Origin of the sequence: Streptomyces bugieae, from assembly GCF_036352915.1 — a bacterium.
GTDB lineage: Bacteria > Actinomycetota > Actinomycetes > Streptomycetales > Streptomycetaceae > Streptomyces > Streptomyces endophytica.
In genome coordinates, this window is record NZ_JAZBJP010000002.1 from 1010152 (window position 1) to 1027711 (window position 17560).

Below are 17560 nucleotides of genomic sequence, written 5' to 3' on the forward strand. Positions count from 1 at the left end.
CCGGTCCGTCCTTCGCGCCGCCCGGGGTCCGCCGGCCGGCCGTGCCCAGGGTAGCCGCCGGCGCGGGCCGGCCCGGTACCGGCCTCGCGTCCCGGGGCGGCGCGTCGGTGCCTTCCGGGCGTCGCCTCTTCTTCCGCAGGGCCCCGGGTTCGTGCACGGTCTTCCTCCGCAGGGCCCCGCGTTCGTGCACGGCCGCCTTGCCGGACTTCTCGCTGCGCACCTCGTACCGCGGTTCCTCCTCGGAGGCGTCGACGGTGCGGCCGGCGGCCCGGGTGGGACTCACCTCCCGGGGGAATTCTCCCGGAGGCCGGTCCCCGCGGCCTGCGGGGCGGCGGCCGGGTCCGCGCAGCGGACGTCGTGGGCCGGGCGGCGGCCGGTGGTGAGGAAGGTGGTGACCGTGCGGTCGCCGCAGGCGGTGCCGTTGGCGAGGTAGGCGCCGTGGCCGCCGTGGTCGAGGGTGACCAGGCGGGCGCGGTCACCGAGGGCCTGCCGCATCTTCAGGGCACCGAAGTAGGGGGTGGAGGGGTCCCGGAGGTTCTGCAGCATCAGGATGTTGGACGGTCCGTCGCCGGTGATCCGGGTGGGCCGGGGGTCCGGCGCGTCCTTCCAGAAGGAGCAGGGCGTGATGTTCGCCGGCATGCCGGCGGTGAGCGGGTGGCGGGCCCGGTCGGCGGCGACCGCGCGGCGGTGGGCGGGGACCGACGCCGGCCAGCGCACGTCGTTGCACAGGGTCGCCATGATGGCGGTGGCGTCGGTGTCGGGCAGCGGCCCGGCGAGGTCGGCGGGCAGCTCCGGGCGGGCGGCCGGGTCCTGGGCCTGCTGGACGAGCCGGGCCAGCGGCGCGAAGAAGGCGTCGCTGTAGAGGGCGTTCTGCAGCGCCTGCCGCAGCATGTTGCCGGTCAGCGGCACGGACGCGGTGGTGGACTCCTTGGGCGCGCGGTCCAGTTTGGCGGCCAGTGCGAGGAACAGCGGGCGGACGTCCTCGGGTCGGGCGGCCAGCCGCAGGCCGTCCTTGTCGCGGGCCGGGTCGGCGGCCCAGGCGGCGAAGTCGGGGAACCGGTCGTCCGCGGCGGCCGACATGTTCGCCAGCCAGCCCCGCTCGACCCGCGCCGGGTCGGGGTCGCCGCTGCTGTCCAGCACCCAACGGCCGGTGTGCTGCGGGTACTTCTGGGCGTAGACGGCGCCGACGTACGTCCCGTAGGAGACGCCCCAGGCCGAGAGTTTCCGCTCGCCGAGCGCCTGCCGGAAGCGGTCGATGTCGCGGACCTCGCTGGCGGTGGAGATGCTGCGCAGGACGGCGCCGCCGTGGCGGTGGCAGGCGTCGGCGACGCGCCGGGCGCGGGCGACGTTGTCGGTGATGGCGCCGTCCGGGGAGGGCCAGGAGCGCAGGCTCACCAGATAGCGGTCGGCGGGCGCCAGGCCGCAGCCCGCCGTGGTGCTGCCGCCCACTCCGCGCGGGTCCAGACCGACCAGGTCGTACGCCCCGCCCGTGGCCTTGCGCAGCGCCTCCCCCTTCTGCGCGAGCCGCTGCACCCCCGAGCCGCCGGGGCCGCCCGGGATCAGCAGCAGGGTGCCGCGCCGGGCGGCGGGCCGGTCACTGCGCAGCCGGGACACCGCGACGGTCAACTGCGGGCCGTCCGGGTGCCGGTAGTCGACCGGTACGGCCAGGTCGGCGCACTCCTGTCCGGCGGGGCCGCCGGGTCGGGCGCAGGGCCGCCAAGCAAGGGGCGCGGGTGCGCCGGCGGGGGCGGCGGGGGCAGGCGGGGCGAAACCGGTCAGGGTGGCCGCGACCGCCGTCGCGGAGAGGCCGAGGAGGAGGGCGCGTCGTGGGTAACTCGTCATGGGACAAGAGTGGTTGAGCCGCGCCCCGGCTCCCATCCGGCAGCCACGAGACCCGGGGTGGGGTTATCCCCCGGCGCCGGAGGCGCTGGCCTCGCCCTCTGCCGGGCGGTCGTCCGCGCCGTCGTCCTCGTCCGCCTCCCGGTGCGGCGCGCCACCGTCCAGGTAGCGCTCGTCGATCCGCTTCGGCCCGAACGGCCACTCCTTCTCGACACGGGCCCAGAGGAGGAACGCCACGACACCCGCGGCGACCCAGGCCAGCGACCATTCGATGGGGTGCCGGCCGGGCGCGTTGCGGTCCCCGTAGCCGTAGATCACCAGCCAGCCGACGAGCGCGAGGAGTCCGGGGAGCGGGTAGAGCCACATCCGGTAGGGGCGGCGCAGGGCCGGCTGGCGGCGGCGCAGCACGGTGACCGCGGCGACCTGGGCCAGCGACTGCACGATCACCATGACGGTGGTGAGCAGCTGGATGATGGTGGCGAGGTCGGTGTGCCGGCCCAGGAGGAAGCCGGCCGCCATCACCACCCCCATGGTGAGCAGGCCGAGTACCGGGAACCGGTGGCGCGGGTGGAGGGTGCCGTACGGGCGGAAGAAGACCCGGTCGCGGGCGGCGTCGTAGGGGACCCGGGAGCCGCCGAGGAGCCCGGTGAAGACGGAGGCGACGGCGGTGACGAGGATGAGCACGGTGACGGTGTCGGCCGCGCCCCTGCCCCAGGCCCGTTCCAGCACGGCGGAGGCGACGGACGAGGACGCCGTCGAGTGCGGGTCGAGCATCTCCCGCCAGTCGACGACGCCGAGCGTGCCGATCTGCAGCAGCAGGTAGATGGCCATGATGCCGAGGATGGCGGCGATGATCGCGCGCGGGACGGTCCGGCCGGGGTCGCGGATCTCGGCGCCCATGTAGGCGATGGTGTTGTAGCCGAGGTAGTCGTAGATGCCGATGGTCAGCCCGGCCGCGAAGCCCACCCAGAAGTGACCGGCCGTCAGCTCGAAGGCGTGCGCGGGGTAGGTGAAGGCACGCTCCGCGCTGAAGTGGGTGAACGCGGCGACGATGACGAGGACGACGGCGGCGATCATCACCGCCCAGAGGACGACGGTGAGCCGGGCGATCCGCTCCACCCGCCGCCACAGCAGCACCATGATGCCCACGGTGACCACGAGTCCGACGGCGTCGCCCTGGCCCTGGCTCATCCCCGGCCACAGATAGCCCAGGTACTGCACGAAGCCGATCACGCCGGTGGACATCCCCAGCGGGATGAACAGCATGGCCGTCCAGACGAACAGGAACGGCATCAACTTGCCGGTGCGGTACTGGAACGCCTGCCGCAGATAGACGTAGCTGCCGCCGGCGCCGGGCAGCGAGGCGCCCAGCTCGGCCCAGACCAGCCCGTCCGCGAGCGCCAGGACCGCGCCGGCGAGGAATCCGACGACGGCCTGCGGTCCGCCGAAGGCGGCGACCATCAGCGGGATGGTGACGAACGGGCCGATGCCGCACATCTGGCTCATGTTGATGGCGGTGGCCTGGAACAGTCCGATCCGGCGGACGAATCCCACGTGCTGGCCGAGGAGTTCAGGCATCGGCGGCCCCCTTCTCGTGCCGGCACGGCGGAGCTTCGGCCCCCGCCGCTCGCCGGTGCGGCACCCGTCCGCCCCGCCACAGGCTGACACGCCCGGCGCCGCCGCGCACCGGTACGGACCGGACTTTCCGCCGCGCCCGGCCGCTCTCCCGCAGGGCCCGCCGCCGGTCAGACCTCCCCGGCCTCCCCGTACGCCTCGCCGCCGAGCTCCAGCCGGGCCGTGCCGGCCGTCGCGTCCGCGAGCCAGCCGCGGAACGCGTCCAGCTCGGCCTCCGGCAGCCCGACCTCGATGCGCACCTCCGCGCCGTACGTCACCTCCCGCACCGCGCGGCCCGTGGTCCGCAGGTCGTTCTCGACCCGGCCGGCCCGCTGGTGGTCGACGGTGACCGTGGCCAGCCGGAAGCGCTGCCGGGTGACCGTGCCCAGCGTGTCCAGGGCCTCGCCGACGACGCCGGCGTAGGCGCGTATCAGCCCGCCGGCGCCGAGCTTGACGCCGCCGAAATAGCGGGTGACGACGGCGACGACGTAGCGCACCTCGCGGCGGAGCAGCATCTGCAGCATCGGGACGCCCGCGGTCCCGCCCGGCTCGCCGTCGTCGCTGGCCTTCTGCACGCCGCCGTCGGCACCGAGGACGTACGCCCAGCAGTGGTGGCGTGCGGTGGGGTGCTCCTTGCGGATGCGCGCGATGAAGTCCTGCGCCTCGGTCTCGTTCGCGACGGGCGCGAGCGCGCAGAGGAAGCGGGACTTGTTGATCTCGATCTCGTGGACACCCTCGCGCGCGAGCGTGCGGTACTGCTCCTGCATCGCTCCAGCCTATGCGGCCCCTGTGACAGCGGGCTCCCGGTCCCGGCCGCCCGCGCCGCGCTGGGCCGTCCGCCAAAAGGGCGCGGGGGTCCGCCGGACGGGCGCAGTCCGCACGGCCAGGCGGCGTACCCGCCCCGTCCGCACGGTGCGTCGGGGAGACGTCGGGGCCGGCCGTGGGCACTGTGAGGCCAGTGCGAGAGCCTCGTGTTTCCGGGGCCCCGCGCGTACGCGCAGGAACGGAACGGCGGGTTGGCGGAGGGCTGCATGGAAGAGAGCACACAGTCGGCGATGACGGCGGGCGAGCCCCTGACGGGCGAGGACATGCCCGAGCCCCCGCCGGAGGTCGTCGAGGCGGCACGCGAGGCGCCCGACCACTGGCTGGCCCTGGTGGATCTGACGTGGCAGGGCGAGGGGCCGCCCCCGCTCTGGGCGCTGATCGGGCAGTGGCGCTCCGGGCCGACCGGCGAGATCGAGGAGTGGCGGGACAACCCGGAGTACCGGCCGTCGCCGCAGATGCTGGAGTGGTCGGAGCCGGTCGATCCGGTGGACCGCGCGGTGCAGCTGGCCGCGACCGGTTACGGGCCCGGGCAGGACGTCACCGAGGCGCTGGCGCGGGCCGAGGTGTCCGTCCTGGTCACCGCGACCGGCACCCCGCTGGCCGCCGCCTCGCCCGAGGGCACCCCGGTGATCCCGGTCTACACCTCGGAGGGCTACCTGGAGTCGGTGGGACGGCTGCTGTACGACCGGCGCCCGGTGGCCGACCTCGTCGACCAGCTTCCGCCGGGCCACGCGCTGTACCTCAACCCGACCGGGCCGGTGAGCATGCTGGTCGACACCGAGGAACTGCGTGCCGCGCTGGCCGGGACGTCCGCCCAGGCGCCGGAGGGGGCCCGGGAGGCGGCCGCGAACGGGGCGCTGCGGCCCGGCACCGGGGCCGGCGGCGTCGAGCCGGTGGGCGGCGGCCGGGCGATCGGCAAGCCGGCCCGGGCCGCCACCGGCAGCACCGTCGTCGGCGCCGGGCTGGCCGGCGGCACAGTCGTCCGCGCCCGCCGCTGACCGCCTCCGCCCCGCCCCACTAATAAAGAACCCGCCCCGCCCGCCTTCCCCTTCGGGCGGGGCGCCTGCGTCCGCGGACCCGCTCGCCGTGGCCCGGGCGGGAATCTTCCGGCGGTGCCGGCCGTTGATCCGCACGAGAACCTTCCCTGAGCAGGAGGCAGTGCGTGTACGGCGATCCCAGTACGATCCGCAGGATCCTCACCGAGCTCGGCGACACCTGGGCCGTCGTGGGCCTGTCGAACAACGAGCGGCGGGCCGCGTACGGCGTGGCCGAGGTGCTGCAGCGCTACGGCAAGCGCATCGTTCCGGTGCACCCGAAGGCCGAGACGGTGCACGGCGAGCCGGGCTACTCCTCGCTGGACGCGATCCCGTTCCCGGTCGACGTGGTCGATGTGTTCGTCAACAGCGAGCTGGCGGGGCCGGTCGCCGACGAGGCCGTGGCGGCCGGTGCGAGGGCCGTCTGGTTCCAGCTCGGCGTGGTCGACGAGGGGGCCTGGAACCGCGTGCGCGATGCCGGTCTGGACATGGTCATGGACCGTTGTCCGGCCATTGAGATACCGCGTTTGGGCTGAGCCTGGGGTGCGCTAGCGTCCGGACATGATCGAGATACGGGCCGCCGCCCCCGGGGACGCCGCCGAACTGGTCCGGCTGCGCCGGCTGATGTTCCGGGCGATGAACGGCGAGGACCAGCCCGGCGGTTGGGAGCAGGAGGCGGAGGCGGTGGCGCGCCGGCTGCTGTCCGGGCCGGAGCCGCGGCTGGGTGCGTTCGTGGTGGCGGGCGACGGGGCGGCCGGGGCGCCGCATCTGGCGGCGTGTGCGGTCGGGACGGTGGAGCAGCGGCTGCCGGCGCCGGGCCACCCCTCGGGCCGCTTCGGCTTCGTCTTCAACGTCTGCACGGATCCGCGCTATCGGGGCCGCGGCTATGCCCGCGCCACCACCGAGGCCCTGCTCGACTGGTTCGCGGAGCAGGGCGTCAGCCGCGTCGACCTGCACGCCACGGACGGCGCCGAACCGCTGTACCGCAGCCTGGGGTTCCACGAGCACTCCACACCGCTGTCGCTGGACCTGCGCGCCCGCGTGCGGCGCACGGCCGACTGAGCGGGCGGACGGCCCGGGGCGACCGGGAGCTCCGGCGGCGGCTGCCCTACTCCACCCGGGCCGCGAAGCCGTAGTGGAGGCCGCTGCCCGGCACCGGGAGCCCCGGCGGCAGCTCTTCGCCGCTCAGGGGCGGAAGGCTGACGGTGTCCCAGTCGACGGTCCCCTTGAAGTGTTCGGCGAGGTGGACGACGCTCACCTCCTCGCCGTGCGCGTACGCGGTGAGGATCGGGGCCCCGCTCAGCCCGCAGCCCCCGACGACCGAGAACCACTGGTCGCACGCCCAGCGCAGCTCATCGGGGCGGGAGGCGACGATCGTCGCGCAGTGCGCGGTCGAACCGCTCCAGCCGGTGTCGTCCAGCACGTAGAAGCCGTACGGTCCGGAGGTGTGGTGCCCGGTCCCGGCGGCGCCTGCCCGGGCGAGGAGGTCTTCCGCCTCGGCCTGCCGCCGCCCGATGGTGGTCTCGTCCTCCCCGTACCCCTCGGCGGCCTCGGGGTTGAGCTCGCATATGTTCTGCCAGAAGTCGATCTGCTGGGCCAGCCGTCCGGCCAGCAGGGTCAGGGCAGGGACGTGGCCGGGATGTCTGCCGAGGGCCGCGCGCAGCCAGGGTTCCTCCGGCCAGCTCTGCCCGGCGCCGTCGATGTCTTCCGGCACGTCCGCCGGGCCGGTGGCCGTCAGGCACAGCAGCCGCCCCAGCGCGAAGGCGGCGTCGGCATCACCGGCCGTCGCGGCGGTCCGCAGCCGCGTCAGCCTCTCGTCGTCGATCGTCATGTGCCGCAGGCTAGGCGCGGGCACTGACATCCGGGGCCGTCACGGTTCCACCGACCGCTCCAAAAGGGCCCGGAAGGCCGCGACTAGGCGACGCCCAGGCCGTCCAGGACCGTGGCGCCGGGGAGTTCGGCCAGTGCCTTGCCGGGGACGATGAGCTTGCCGCGGCGGCTGCCGCTGCCGATCAGGGCGTACGGGGTGTCGGCGACGGCGGCGTCGACGAGCAGCGGCCAGTCGGCGGGCAGGCCGATGGGGGTGATACCGCCGTATTCCATGCCGCTCTCGCCGACCGCCCGGTCCATCGGCGCGAACGACGCCTTGCGCGCGCCGAGTTGGCGGCGCACCACGCCGTTGACGTCGACGCGGGTGTGGGACAGGACGACGCAGCCGGCCAGGGTGGTCTCGCCGCCGCGCCTGCCGGCCACCACCACGCAGTTCGCCGACTGCTCCAGCAGCCAGGGGCCGTAGTGCTCGACGAGCAGGGCGGTGTCCGCGATGGCCGGGTCGGTGTCGACGAAGCGGAACTCCTCGACCGGTACGGAGCCGCTCCAGGCGCGGATCGCCGCGGCGACGGGCTCGGTCAGCTGGTCCAGGCACTCGACGGCGGGCCGGACCTCGTCAAAGGCATCCATCGGGACGGGCATGGCGCCAAGTTAACAGCCGGAGCCGGCCGCCGCGGGACCGTCTCAGCGGGCGAGCTGGATGATCACGGACATGGTCATCTCGACCGGTTCGGTTCCGTCGTTGCGATAGCCGTGCGGGACTTTGGCCTCGAACGTCGCCGAGGCGCCGGCCGGCACGGTGTGGTCGACGCCGTCGACGACGAGGGTGAGGGTGCCGGCGCGGACGTGGAGCAGTTCGACGGTGCCGGGCGGGTGGGGGTCGGAGGCGCTGTCGTCGCCGGGCATCAGCCGCCAGTCCCACAGTTCGAAGGGGCCGGGTGCCTCGGCGCCGACGAGGAGCTTGGTGAAGCTGCCCGCCTCGGTGGACCACAGCCGGACCGCCTCGCCCGGACCGACGATGCGGACCTGGGGGCCCTGTTCGTAGTCGAGGAGCGTGGTGATGCTGACGCCGAGCGCGTCGGCGATCTTGACGGTGGTTCCCACGCTCGGGTTCGTACGGGCCTGCTCGATCTGGATGATCATGCCGCGGCTGACGCCGGCGCGGGCCGCCAGAGCGTCGAGGGTGTAGCCGCGCTCGGCGCGCCAGTGCTTGAGGTTGCGGGCGAGCGACTGCGTGAGCTGGTCGAGGTCCGTCACGGTCCGTCCAAGTCGAGGCCAATAAATTAGATGCTGCAGTTCAGTTTGTTGGACTACGGTGTGGTGTACTTCAGCGTCCGGTTCACTGTACTGCGAGGTTTCACCATGACAGCGGTCTTCGCCCTGGCCACCAGCCTCCTTTGGGGGCTCGCCGACTTCGGGGGCGGACTGCTCACCCGACGATTCCAGGCGCTGACCGTCGTGGTCGTCTCGCAAACCCTGGCCGCCGTGGTCCTGGGCGCCATCGTGGTGGCGACCGGCGGCTGGCGGGAGGCCGGGCCGCAGCTGTGGTTCGCGGTCGGCGCGGGCGTCGTCGGCCCGGCCGCGATGCTCTGCTTCTACCGCGCCCTGGCGCTCGGCCCGATGGGCGTGGTCTCCCCGCTCGCCGCGCTCGGCACCGTGCTGGTACCGCTCGGCGTGGGCATCGTGGCGGGCGAACGGCCCGGCCTGCTGCAGGCCGCCGGCATGGTCGTGGCGGTCGTCGGGGTGCTGCTGGCCGGCGGCCCCAAGGTCAGCGGCGCGTCCATCGCCCGCCAGACGATCGTGCTGACGCTGGTCTCGGCACTCGGCTTCGGCGCGGTGATGGCGCTGATCGCGGAGGCGTCCACGACCGTGACCGGGCTGTTCCTCGCGCTGTTCGTGCAGCGGGTGTGCAATGTCGCGGTCGGCGGCGCCGCCCTGTACGCGTCGGTGCGGCGCGGCACCCCGGCGCTGCCCGAGGGCGGGTTCGCGGCCCTCAAGGGCTCGCTGCCGATGCTCGCCTTCGTGGGCATCGCGGACGTCGCCGCGAACGGCACGTACTCCCTCGCCGCCCAGCACGGCCCGGTCACCATGGCCGCGGTGCTCGCCTCCCTCTACCCCGTCGTCACCGCGCTCGCCGCGCTGGGCGTCCTCAAGGAGCGGATGCGGGCGATACAGACGGCCGGCGCCTCCCTCGCGCTGGTCGGCTCGGTCCTGCTCGCCTCCGGCGGCTGACACCCCGTCAGGCCGCGTCGCTACGCCTCCCCGGCGGGCGCCGCGGCCTCGTCCGCCGCCCACTCCCCCAGCGCCACCAGCTGCTGGGGCGTGACGCCCTCCGGGATCGGCACCGGCGCCGGGGTGCGCAGCGGCGGCTGCCAGCCCGTCGCCGGGTCCCAGCGGCGGACCACCTTGGCGGGCGCGCCGGCGACCACCGCATGGTCGGGGACCTCGCCACGGACCACGGCACCGGCCGCGACCACCACGTTCCGGCCCAGCCGGGCACCGGGCAGGATGACCGCACCGGTGCCGATCCAGCTGCCGGGGCCGATGCTGACCGGATCGCTGCGCGGCCACTGCTTGCCGACCGGCACCTCGGGATCGTCGTAACTGTGGTTGGTGGTGGTGACGTACACACCGGGGCCGAAGAAGCAGTCGTCGCCGATCGTCAGCCGGACATCGGCGATCACATGGCTGCCGCGGCCGAGGACCACGCCGTTCCCCAGCGTGAGGATCGGCTCCGGGCCGAGGTCGAGGTCCGGCATCATGCCCGCCGTGAGCGTCACGTCCTGGGCGATGATGCAGTGGTCGCCGAGCTCGATCCAGGGGTCGCCGAAGACGGTGCCCTGCGGGAACGCGAGCCGCGTGCCGGTGCCGATGCGGCGGAAGCGGTAGGGGCCTGGCCGGTCGGCCGTGACGGCCGCGGCCTCCCGCACCCAGCGCGCGCCGCGATGAACGGCGCGCGACACGGCCCGGCGCCGCCAGGCCGCCAGGGACGAGAACACGTTCTGGTTTGTCGGCACCCGCACACCGTACTCAGCACCCCGGGTGCCGCACCGCGCACCGGGCTGTGATCTTCGCCCCACCGGCCGACCGCCCGGTCCGCCGGCCCGTGCGTCGTCTACGGTGCTGGGGGCGCGGCGCACAAACGGCGAGGAGATCCAGAGATGGCGGAACGGGCGTTGATTTCACCGGTGGGCGGCAAGGAACCGAAGGTGGACCCGACGGCGTTCACCGCCCCGACGTCCGTGGTGATCGGCGAGGTCACCCTGGCCGCGGGCGCCAGCGTCTGGTACCACGCGGTGCTGCGGGCCGACTGCGGCCCGATCGTGCTCGGCGCCGACAGCAACATCCAGGACAACTGCACGGTCCACGTCGACCCGGGCTTCCCGGTGACCGTCGGCGACCGGGTCTCGGTCGGCCACAACGCGGTGCTGCACGGCTGCACCGTCGAGGACGACGTCCTCATCGGCATGGGCGCCACGGTCCTCAACGGCGCCCACATCGGCGCCGGCTCACTGGTCGCCGCCCAGGCACTGGTCCCGCAGGGCATGCGGGTGCCGCCCGGCTCCCTCGTCGCCGGCGTACCGGCGAAGGTCAAGCGGGAACTGACCGCCGAGGAGCGCGAGATGATCCGGGTCAACGCGGCGATGTATTTGGAACTGGCGGCCGGGCACCGGGAAGCGGTGGCGGAGGACTGAGGAACACCGGGGCGGGGGCCGCGGGGCGGGCGTGGGGACCGCGCCGCGGCCGCGGGGTGTCGCGGAGGCGGACCGTGGAGGGACCCGGCGACGTCCGGCGGAACCTCAGCGACGCCCGGCCGACGCGGCGACGGTGAGCGCCGACGACAGCAGCTCGGCGTCGAAGAGGGAGGCGTCCGCGAGGCGGTGGGCGTTGGCGTACCCGTTCATCATCAGCTTGGCGGTCCGCAGGGCCGCGGGAGAGCGGCGGATCAGCGGCTTGGTCCAGCGCGTGACGGTGCTGTCGAGCTGATCCACGGGCACGACCTTGTGGAGGAGGGAGAGCTCCTGCGCGGTGACGGCGTCGAAGTTGTCGGCCGTCAGTATCAGCTCGCGCACTCTGGCGGCGCCTCCCTCGCTCAGCAGCCGCGGCATGATGCCGCCCCAGGCGGGCGGCACGCCCAGACCCAGTTCCGGCAGCCGGAAGCGGCAGTTGTCCGCGCCGACCCGCAGATCGCAGAAGACGGCGAGCCCCACACCGGCCCCGACCACGCCGCCGTGCAGCCGCGCGATGGTCACGACGTCGGTGGTCGCGAGGGCGTCACACACCCGGCGGGCCTTGTTGGCGAGCGCCCGCAGCTCCACACCACTGGGGTCGGCCGCGAGCAGGGCGGGGAATTCCGCGCGGTCGCCGCCGAGGCAGAAGTCGTCGCCCGCGCCGGAGAGGATCAGCACCCTGATGCCGGTCTCGTCGTCCAGGGCCCCCAGGACCGCGAGCAGCTCGTCGAGGATCGGCCCGGAAATGGCGTTGCCGGTCTCCGGGCAGTTCAACTGCACCCTGAGGACGGGCCCTTCCTGGGAGACGAGGAGGGACTTGAAGTCGTGCATCATGGCGGTTCCTTGTTCGTTGTTCCACGCTTCGTGGGAGCCCGGTCCACCGGGCGACTCAGGCACGGGCGACCGGAAGTGTGATCAGGCGGCGGAAGGCCACCCGGGACGCCCAGCCGGGCGCACCCGCGAGCTGCAACCCGGGGAGGCGCCGGAGCAACGCGGTGAGCAGGCACTCCGCCTCCATACGGGCGAGTGCGCTGCCGAGGCAGAAGTGGATGCCGCCGCCGAAGCTGAGGTGGGGGGACCGCCGGCGGATGTCGAAGAGTTCGGGGTGCGCGTACTGACGCGGGTCGTGGTGGGCGGCACCGACCATGAGCTGCACCATCTCGTTCTCGCGGATGGTGACCCCGGCGAGCACGGTGTCCTCCGGAGCGACCCGGCTGATCATGTGTATCGGGGCGTCGTAGCGGAGGACCTCGTCGAGGGCGCCCGGTATGTGCTCGGGACGGGTGCGCAGCCAGTCCCGTTGGCGCGGGTGCTCCAGGAGCAGGCGGACCGCCCCGGCGAGGACGTGGGAGGTGGTCTCCAGTCCCGCCAGCACCATGAAGAGCGCGAGGTGGAAAACGGCCTCGTCCGCGGCCGCCCGGTCGGGTTCGAGGTCGTCCCATACGGCGATCCAGGAAGAGATCGGGTCCGTCCCGGGATTCCTCCTGCGGTCCCGCACCAGCGCGGTGAAATACTCGCGCAATTGCCCGGTGGCCTCGTCGGAAAGGGCCAGCTGACTTCGGGTCGGAAACAGCTCCTGGGTGAATACCTGGTCATGGGTGAGCGACCGCAGCAACGCGTAATCGGAAGGCGGCAGTTGCAGCCATTCGCCGATGGTTATCACCGGCAATTCGTCGCTGACCAGCGCGCAGAAGTCGGCTGCGCCAAAGGCGAGTTCTTCGTCCAGGCGGTCGAGCAGCCGATTGACCGTACGCTCGACGGAGTTCTTCATCACTGCCAGGGAATTGCGGTCGAAGACATTTCCCACGGACCGCCGCATCCGGGTGTGGTCCGGCGGGTTGAGCATGGGCAGGGTGCCGCCCATCTGGCGTGATGCGGGTGCCTTCCAGCGTGCCGCGTCGACCTGGCGGGCCCGCCAGCCGCTGTCCGGCACCCGCCATGCCCTGCTGCGCAATACCTGGTGGCACAGGGAGTAAGACGTCGCCAGGTGCCCGCCCCAAGGCGCCGGGACAATATCCCCCATCGCCCTGAGTTTCACATACCAGGGCAAGGGATTTGCCTGACCATCGCCCGTGCGCAGGCGGGAGAAGAGCGAAACCACGCTGCGCCGGTCAACGGGGGCAGTGGCCAGAGCGGGCTCCACGGCGACACCTTCCTCCAGAAGATCACACAGTAATCGCCAACGCTGCATACCCCCGAGCTTGAACATTCATGCGGTCAACGCACATTCACACTGTCATTAACCTCACACACGCCACCAGTTGAGAAACCCGCTCCACCAGCTTCCCTTCTGCGACCTGCCCTTGGGCTGCTGGGACGGCTGGTCCCCCGGACGGGAACCGCCGCCGGCCGGCGCCGCCTCGGGGCGTGCGTGGCGCACCGGGGTGAAGCGGGCGGGCAGCGCGATCAGCGCACGGTGGAACGGGCCGGGACGCCACGTCAGGGTGTCCGCCGGCACGCCCAGCTCGACGTCGGGCAGCGTGTTCAGCAGCTTCTCGATGGCCCTGATGGAGATCAGCAGTGCCGGGTCCTTGGCGGGACAGGCATGCGTTCCGGCACCCCAGGCCAGGTGGGCCCGCTTGCTGAACGTCTGCCGTGAGGCGGACAGGCTCGGGTCCGCGTTGGCCGCCGCGAAGCTGATCAGGACCGGCGTGCCGGCCGCCAGCTTGGTGCCGGCGACCTCCACGTCATGGACCGGGTAGTGGGTGGCGTAGTTGGCGATCGGCGGGCTGTTCCACAGCACCTCGTTGATGGCGTCCTCGACCAGGACGCCGGCGCCCTGCTGGCCGTCGGCGAACTGTTCGTCGGACAGCAGCAGGCGCAGCGCGTTGCCGATGATGTTCTGCACCGGCTCGGTGCCCGCCCCGATGAGGAGGGCCAGTTGGTGGACCATCTCCTCGTCCGACAGCTGCGACGGGTGCTGCATCAGCCACGAGGTGATGTCCTCACCGGGGCTGGTGCGCTTCAGCGTGACCAGCTCGAACAGCGCCCCCGCCATGGCCTCGTTGGCCCGCTCCACATCGACGCCGTCGAAGAGGTTGGAGATGGCGCTGATCAGCCGGTCGCCGAGCTCCGCGGGGCAGCCGAACAGGTCGTTGAAGACCAGCAGGGGCAGCACCTGGGCGTAGTCGCTGATCAGGTCGGCCTTGCCGCGGAAGCCGAACTGGTCGATCAGGTAGGCGGCGACCCGGTCGACGTGCCGGCTCACCCGGTGCATGTCCAGCCGCGCGAAGCTGTCCGTCACGGCCTGGCGCAGCTTCAGATGGTCGGCACCGTCGGAGAACATGCAGTTCGGCCGGTACATCATCATCGGCAGCACGGGGCTGTCCAGCGGCACCCGGCCCTCGGTCAGGGCGCGCCAGCGGCGGGAGTCGCGGGCGAAGGTGTCCGGGTTCTGGAGTACGTGGAGCGCGGTGGCGTAGTCCGTGACGAGTTCCGCCTCCACCCCGGGAGCGAGCTCGACGGGGGCGACGGGGCCGTGCTGCCGGAGACGCTCGTAGAAGCCGTGCGGATCCGCGGCGAATTCCGGGCCGTACAGGGACGTTCTCCTGCCGTCGGCATGTGCCGGGCACCCCGGCGGCGGAGTCTCGAATTCCGAATGAGAATGCATGCCTGAACTCCTAGTTGAGGCGGGACTGGAGATAGCGGACGAGCGCGATCAGGGAATCCGCCGAAGAACGCTGGTCCCGCGCGTCACAGTTGACAACGGGCGTCTCAGGAAGCAGGTCCAGCGCCTCACGGATCTCGTCGACCGAATGCACGGGGGTCCCGTCGAAGCGGTTCACGGCGATGGCGTACGGGATTCCGTAGTGTTCCACCAGGTCCATGACAGGGAAGGAGTCCTCAAGGCGCTCGGGGTCCACCAGGACCAGCGCCCCGAGCGCCCCGCGCGTCATGTCTTCCCACACCTGAACGAAGCGCTGCTGCCCGGGCGTTCCGAACAGATACAGGACCAGCTGGTCGCTGAGGGTGAGCCGGCCGAAGTCCATGGCGACGGTCGTCGTGGTCTTGCCGGGCGCGCCCTTCGGGTCGTCAATTCCCTGGCCGGCCTGGGTCATTACCTCTTCGGTACGCAGCGGAGGAATCTCCGACATCGTCCCGATGAACGTGGTTTTCCCCACGGCGAAGTGCCCGACCACCAGGATCTTCGCCGCGGTCTGCACTGAATTGCGCAGGTACACGCCGTCATCCAAAGCGAGCCTGGAGCCCATTCAGCACCTCCTCAAGGATTTGCCGGTCGACAAGCTGGGCGCTGGGTACGGGCGCCCGGGAACAGAGGTGGCCCTCGTGTACGAGGTCGGACACCAGAATCTTGACGACGCCCACCGGAAGCCGGGTGTGCCCGGCGATTTCGGCGATGGACAGGAAACCGCCCGAACAGAGATCGAGCACGCCGAGCCGCTCCGGGTCGAGCGGCTTGGTGCGAGGCGGTTCCGGGTGCACGGTGACCAGGGTGATCAGCGAGAATTGCTGATCATCAAGGAGATCGCGGCCGTTGGTGATGACATACGGCCGTACTAATTCAGCTGCTTCCTGTTCCAGCTCCGGCTCGTCATCGGTCGTCATGGCTGAATATCGGCCCTCTCACGCGGCGGACTGGTCAATGCCTTGCCGAGCTGGCCGACCAGTTGCTGCATGCGGAAGGTGATCTCCGCCATGTCGACGTCGGGTGATGCGGAAACCGCGAGATAGGCGCCTTCGCCGGCCGAGATGAGGAAAACCCAGCCGTGGTCGAATTCCACCAGCGTCTGGCGCCATTGCGGACGGACCGTGGGCGCGCCACCGTTGCAGAAGTCGGCGACGGTGCGGCTCAGCGACTGCATTCCGCTCATGGCGGCGGCGACGGTGTCGGCGTGATCCCGGCCGACCTCCTTCGAACGGGCCATGAGGAGACCGTCGGCGGAGACGAGAATGGCATGCTGCGCTTCGGGCAATTCCAGAGCACTGTCAAGCATCCACGACAGATCGTAGTTCACTGAACCTCATGCCCTTCACTGCTTGCATTGGTGGATCGACGGCCGGATTGGGTGCCGCGCTGGAATGCGCCCATCACGGATGCGGCCTTCGCGCTGTCCCGGGCCGGAGTCCGGTCGTTCTCGGCTTCGGCCGGCACGATGGATATCGCACCGCGGCGGCGGCGCTTGGGCAGCCCGCCGGCGGTGGTCTCCGGCTCCGCCGGTGCGGCGGCCGGAGCGGGCGGTGCGGCGGGTGCCGACGGGACCGGTCCGCGGTAGCCACGAGAGGCCACATCAGCGGTCTGACCAGGAGGGTTCTCGGGCGGCAACGGGGTCGACGCGGCCACGGCAGGGCTCTCCTCGGGCTCGTGCAGGGACGTGAGCAGATCGTCGGGGAGCAGGACGACCGCGCGCACGCCGCCGTACGGAGAAGTGGAGTCGACCGAGACGCTGAAGCCGTACCGGGCGGCGAGCACACCGATAACGGTGAAACCGAACTGCGGCGGATTACCGAGGCTGGAGACGCTCGCGGAATTCTCGCTGGACAGCAGCCGGGCGGCCCGCGCCTTCTCCTCCTCGTTCATGCCGACACCCGCGTCGTCGACGACGATGCAGACGCCCTTGGGCACCGGGCGGATGTTGATCTCGATGACCGTCTCGGGCGCCGAATAGCTGGTCGCGTTGTCCAGCAGTTCGGCGAGCACCAGCGCCACCGGTTCCACGGCACGGCTCACGATGCCGAAATGGCTCTGCGACCGGATTTCGACGCGCGTGAAGTGGCGAATACGCCCCTTCGCGCTGCGGACCACGTCGTAGAGCGAGGCGTCCTGGCGGCGCCGGCCGAGCCAGCCGTCACAGAGGACGGCGATGGACTGGGCCCGCCGCGCGAACTGCGAATTCATGTGGTCGATGTCGAGCAGATCCTGCAGGATCTTGTGCTCGCCATACGTCTCCTGCAGCTTGGAAATCGCCAGCTGCTGTTCACTCGCCAGACCCTGCAGGGTCCGCATGGCGGCCTTCAGGGTTGTTTTGGTGGCCTCTTCGGCCCGATCCTTCGCTTCCTCGACGGCCTCCGCGTAGTGGTCCTCAAGATTCGCGTAGTGCTGCTTGAGTTCGACTTTCTCTTTTCTCAGCTCCGCGATCTTCATTCGTCCGCGAATAATCGCGGTTGCGGCGACAGGAGTGCCAGCGACCAATGCCCACAGCGCTGGATCCTGGAAGTATGGCGTCATAGGACTCTCTTCGGACGACGAAGCCACCAGATGTCGTATGCCTGGCTGCGGTGCACAGAATCACCCACCGCCCCTGACATACGTGAACGGCCGCGCGCAGTCGCCTGCCAGAGAGCCATCAATGGGCCGGCTAATGGCATCGTTCTCCCCGGGGGTGGCGATTTTCATAGGCCAATGCGCGGATTTCTTTTCTTGCCATAGCAGGTGACTACCCCGTTGGCAAGTGCGATGATCTTAGCATCACGTCAACGTCCGCCGTACAACGGTGATGTGAACTGTTATCCACCTGAAGGAGATTCAACATTCGCCCACTTTGGGTCTATTGGGCGTCGTTGCCGGTCCCCGCGGCAACCCGCCCGGCCACTTCCTGACGAACCGCTAGCGGGTCACCGGCCCTTGCGGCCGTCGCGATCGCAACGAGCACACGAGCGAAGGTGGCGGGCCGGAGCGAACGTAACGGCCGTGAGCACAGCGGTGCATGCGAGCCTGCGCACCCCAAC

The 17560-nt window shown here is 71.6% G+C and carries 19 protein-coding genes and 1 pseudogene; 5 read left to right on the plus strand and 15 right to left on the minus strand.

The window, feature by feature from the left end; translation table 11 throughout:
* Positions 1–181 precede the first annotated feature (181 nt).
* The 4 genes and pseudogenes from V2J85_RS41275 to V2J85_RS10000 all read right to left on the minus strand — a co-directional run.
* Positions 182–283: pseudogene (locus V2J85_RS41275) on the minus strand (hypervirulence associated TUDOR domain-containing protein); the annotation flags it as partial.
* Positions 280–1842, minus strand: a complete 1563-nt coding sequence (locus tag V2J85_RS09990; RefSeq protein ID WP_261954265.1) for an alpha/beta hydrolase — start codon at positions 1840–1842, stop codon at positions 280–282. The pseudogene V2J85_RS41275 and the gene V2J85_RS09990, both read right to left, overlap by 4 nt.
* A gap of 63 nt (positions 1843–1905) precedes the next feature.
* The gene (locus tag V2J85_RS09995; RefSeq protein WP_330821392.1) at positions 1906–3417 is read right to left on the minus strand and encodes an APC family permease; all 1512 of its coding nucleotides are present in this window, start codon (positions 3415–3417) and stop codon (positions 1906–1908) included.
* A 167-nt stretch (positions 3418–3584) separates the two neighbouring features.
* Complete coding sequence (locus V2J85_RS10000; protein ID WP_261954267.1) at positions 3585–4220, minus strand: YigZ family protein; 636 nt, start codon at positions 4218–4220, stop codon at positions 3585–3587.
* 264 nt (positions 4221–4484) lie between these two features.
* Here V2J85_RS10000 and V2J85_RS10005 point away from each other — a divergent pair, with 264 nt between their 5' ends.
* From V2J85_RS10005 to V2J85_RS10015, 3 genes are all read left to right on the plus strand, one after another.
* Positions 4485–5276 (plus strand): type VII secretion system-associated protein, encoded by a 792-nt coding sequence (locus V2J85_RS10005; protein WP_330821393.1) that lies wholly within the window; start codon positions 4485–4487, stop codon positions 5274–5276.
* A gap of 164 nt (positions 5277–5440) precedes the next feature.
* Positions 5441–5848, plus strand: coding sequence for a CoA-binding protein (locus V2J85_RS10010; RefSeq protein ID WP_265364206.1), 408 nt, complete (start codon positions 5441–5443; stop codon positions 5846–5848).
* 25 nt (positions 5849–5873) lie between these two features.
* Positions 5874–6374: a GNAT family N-acetyltransferase gene (locus tag V2J85_RS10015; protein ID WP_261954343.1), complete on the plus strand. Its 501-nt coding sequence runs from the start codon at positions 5874–5876 to the stop codon at positions 6372–6374.
* 46 nt (positions 6375–6420) lie between these two features.
* Here the strand turns inward: V2J85_RS10015 and V2J85_RS10020 are convergent, their stop codons facing one another.
* The 3 genes from V2J85_RS10020 to V2J85_RS10030 form a co-directional block, all read right to left on the minus strand.
* Positions 6421–7143, minus strand: coding sequence for a tetratricopeptide repeat protein (locus tag V2J85_RS10020; RefSeq protein WP_330821394.1), 723 nt, complete (start codon positions 7141–7143; stop codon positions 6421–6423).
* An 83-nt stretch (positions 7144–7226) separates the two neighbouring features.
* Positions 7227–7784, minus strand: coding sequence for a YbaK/EbsC family protein (locus V2J85_RS10025; RefSeq protein ID WP_261954345.1), 558 nt, complete (start codon positions 7782–7784; stop codon positions 7227–7229).
* 42 nt (positions 7785–7826) lie between these two features.
* Positions 7827–8399, minus strand: coding sequence for a helix-turn-helix domain-containing protein (locus tag V2J85_RS10030; RefSeq protein WP_261954346.1), 573 nt, complete (start codon positions 8397–8399; stop codon positions 7827–7829).
* A gap of 105 nt (positions 8400–8504) precedes the next feature.
* Between V2J85_RS10030 and V2J85_RS10035 the strand changes: the two genes are divergently transcribed.
* On the plus strand, positions 8505–9374 hold the full coding sequence (locus V2J85_RS10035) for a DMT family transporter (protein ID WP_261954347.1): 870 nt from the start codon (positions 8505–8507) through the stop codon (positions 9372–9374).
* A 20-nt stretch (positions 9375–9394) separates the two neighbouring features.
* Here the strand turns inward: V2J85_RS10035 and V2J85_RS10040 are convergent, their stop codons facing one another.
* Positions 9395–10159: an acyltransferase gene (locus V2J85_RS10040; protein ID WP_330821395.1), complete on the minus strand. Its 765-nt coding sequence runs from the start codon at positions 10157–10159 to the stop codon at positions 9395–9397.
* Positions 10160–10303: 144 nt separating this feature from the next.
* Between V2J85_RS10040 and V2J85_RS10045 the strand changes: the two genes are divergently transcribed.
* The gene (locus tag V2J85_RS10045) at positions 10304–10837 is read left to right on the plus strand and encodes a gamma carbonic anhydrase family protein (protein WP_330821396.1); all 534 of its coding nucleotides are present in this window, start codon (positions 10304–10306) and stop codon (positions 10835–10837) included.
* 105 nt (positions 10838–10942) lie between these two features.
* Here the strand turns inward: V2J85_RS10045 and V2J85_RS10050 are convergent, their stop codons facing one another.
* The 7 genes from V2J85_RS10050 to V2J85_RS10080 all read right to left on the minus strand — a co-directional run bounded on the left by V2J85_RS10050 (position 10943) and on the right by V2J85_RS10080 (position 17060).
* Positions 10943–11707 (minus strand): enoyl-CoA hydratase/isomerase family protein, encoded by a 765-nt coding sequence (locus tag V2J85_RS10050; RefSeq protein ID WP_330821397.1) that lies wholly within the window; start codon positions 11705–11707, stop codon positions 10943–10945.
* Positions 11708–11762: 55 nt separating this feature from the next.
* On the minus strand, positions 11763–12896 hold the full coding sequence (locus V2J85_RS10055; RefSeq protein ID WP_330821398.1) for a cytochrome P450: 1134 nt from the start codon (positions 12894–12896) through the stop codon (positions 11763–11765).
* A 222-nt stretch (positions 12897–13118) separates the two neighbouring features.
* Positions 13119–14483 carry a cytochrome P450 gene (locus V2J85_RS10060; protein WP_330821399.1) on the minus strand — a complete coding sequence of 455 codons (1365 nt, stop codon included), beginning with the start codon at positions 14481–14483 and terminating at the stop codon, positions 13119–13121.
* Positions 14484–14493: 10 nt separating this feature from the next.
* A complete protein-coding gene (locus V2J85_RS10065; RefSeq protein WP_261954353.1) occupies positions 14494–15084 on the minus strand; it encodes a GTP-binding protein in 591 nt (196 codons plus the stop codon).
* Positions 15059–15439 (minus strand): DUF742 domain-containing protein, encoded by a 381-nt coding sequence (locus V2J85_RS10070; RefSeq protein WP_261954354.1) that lies wholly within the window; start codon positions 15437–15439, stop codon positions 15059–15061. Before V2J85_RS10070 ends, V2J85_RS10065 begins: the two co-directional genes overlap by 26 nt.
* On the minus strand, positions 15436–15849 hold the full coding sequence (locus V2J85_RS10075) for a roadblock/LC7 domain-containing protein (RefSeq protein WP_261954355.1): 414 nt from the start codon (positions 15847–15849) through the stop codon (positions 15436–15438). Before V2J85_RS10075 ends, V2J85_RS10070 begins: the two co-directional genes overlap by 4 nt.
* Complete coding sequence (locus V2J85_RS10080) at positions 15846–17060, minus strand: ATP-binding protein (RefSeq protein WP_261954356.1); 1215 nt, start codon at positions 17058–17060, stop codon at positions 15846–15848. The genes V2J85_RS10075 and V2J85_RS10080 overlap by 4 nt, the downstream gene beginning before the upstream one ends.
* Between the last annotated feature and the right edge of the window lie 500 nt (positions 17061–17560).